1 protein-coding gene and 1 pseudogene are annotated in these 1,977 nt (G+C 70.7%); both read right to left on the bottom strand.

Annotation, left to right across the window (positions count from 1 at the left end; all coding sequences use genetic code 11):
• Positions 1-58: 58 nt before the first annotated feature.
• Positions 59-1,135, bottom strand: coding sequence for a chitinase (locus tag ACFU7Y_RS43450; RefSeq protein ID WP_374119946.1), 1,077 nt, complete (start codon positions 1,133-1,135; stop codon positions 59-61).
• 42 nt (positions 1,136-1,177) lie between these two features.
• Positions 1,178-1,795: pseudogene (locus ACFU7Y_RS43445) on the bottom strand (carbohydrate binding domain-containing protein); the annotation flags it as partial.
• Positions 1,796-1,977 lie beyond the last annotated feature (182 nt).

Genomic DNA, 1,977 nt, shown 5'->3' with positions numbered 1-1,977 from the left:
GCCCCGGACCGCGAGGGTGCACCGGGGTTCGGGAGGTCAGCGGGGGCTCAGCGGGACGTCAACGGCCCTGGAGGCGCCTGACGTTGTCGCCGAAGCTCCAGCCCTTCGAGCCGTCCCAGTTGACCGACCACGTCATGAGCCCCTTCAGCGAACCGCCGAAGGCGTTCCACGACTGGCCGACCAGGCCCGGGTCCATGTAGCCGCCGCCCGCGCCGGGCTGGGCCGGCAGACCGGGCACCTGCTTGTCGTAGGGCACCTTGATGGTGGTGCCCTGGATGGTCAGGCCGTTGTTCAGGCAGGTGGTCTGCGCGGTGAAGCCCTGTACGGTGCCGGCCTGGTAGGAGTCGCCGGAGCAGCCGTACATGCTGCCGTTGTAGTACTGCATGTTCAGCCACCACAGTTGCCCGTTGTCGGCGTACTTCTTGACGATCGGCAGGTAGGCGCCCCAGATCGATCCGTAGTTGACGCTTCCGCCGGTGACGTACGCGGTTTCGGGCGCCATCGTCAGGCCGAAGCCCGCGGGCATCTGGGCCAGCACGCCGTCGATGATGCGCATCAGGTTGGCCTGGGAGGCGGACAGCGTACTGATGTTGCCGCTTCCGGACAGGCCGGTCTCGATGTCGATGTCGATCCCGTCGAAGTTGTACTTCTTGAGGATCGGGACGACGGTCGCCACGAACCGGTCGGCGACGGTGCTGGAGCTCAGGTCGATGCCGGCGGCGGCACCGCCGATCGACATCAGGATCGTCGCCCCGGCCGCCTTGGCCTGGCACATCTCGGCGGGGGTCGAGACCTTGACGTTGCTGTCCATGCCGTCCTGCCACAGGACGGTGCCGTCCGAGAGGATCACCGGGAAGGCGGCGTTGATGACGTTGTAGCCGTGCGCGGCGATCCGGCTGTCCGTGATGGGGACCCAGCCCATGCCGGGGTGGACGCCGTTCAGGGCGCCGTCCCAGTTCTCCCAGTACCCCTGCAGGACCTTGCCCGACGGCTTGGGCTTCGTGGGGCAGGTGTCGCCCGGGGGCGTGGTGGTGGGCGGGGCGGTCGTGGTCGGCGGGGCCGTGGTGGGCGGAGCGCTCGTCGTCGGGGTGGCGGTCGGCGTGGGGCTGCTGCCGCCGGGGCCGGTGAGCGTCACGTCGTCCGCGTAGTACGCGGGCTGTCCGTACCAGCCGTGCAGGTAGACGGTCACCGAGGTGGTGTTCGCCCCGGTGGTGAAGCCGACGCTGAGCCGGCCGTACGACGGGCTGCTCGCCGTCCAGGTGGACGCGGTACTGCTGATGCCGGTGCCGGTGGCGCCCAGGTAGACGTAGCTGCCCTGGACGTAGGCGCTCAGCGTGTACTGGGAGTTGGGCTGCACGCTGATGGTCTGGGTGCACTGGGCGTTGTCCAGGCCGGTCGGCGTGGCCTGCAGCGCGGAGGCGCCCGAGTGGACCGGACTGCCGACGGCAGCACTGGAGCCGCCGGTGCAGGTCCAGTCGGCGAGTCCGTTCTCGAAGCCGGGGTTGGCCACCAGGTTCGGGGTGGCGGCCCCGGCCGTGACGGTGCCGGCCACGGCGATGCCGGCACCGATGACGGCGGCGGCGCAGACCCCGGCGAGGGAGCGCCTCAGGGCGGTCGGTCCGTGCTGGGCGCCACCGGTCCGGTTCACCTGCGATGCGCGCTCCACGGTCGTCCGCTGCGGGCGAGGAGCTCGGAGCGGCTCGTTCCCGGCCTGGTCGCCTTCGAGGCGGCCGGGGTCCGGGCAGGGGCCGAAAGCGCCTGACGGGCGCGGAGTACGCGACCTTCGACGGAACATGCTGTGCTCCCTTTTCCGCCGAGCGTCATGGACATGACCGACGCGTGGGGGCGTGACGCCCGGCTCCGGGTGAGGTGGGGGGACGTGCGAGGCTGTGCCGGACCGGATCGTAGGAGGGGCGGCAAGGGCCGTCAATAGGTCTGGACCAATCGCGAGGAATTGCGGCTCGCCGGCCCCTCCCC

Source organism: Kitasatospora sp. NPDC057542 (assembly GCF_042801945.1).
Classification (GTDB): Bacteria; Actinomycetota; Actinomycetes; order Streptomycetales; family Streptomycetaceae; genus Kitasatospora.
Note: the sequence above shows the minus strand (reverse complement) of the source record. Positions and strands in the feature narration are given on the sequence as shown.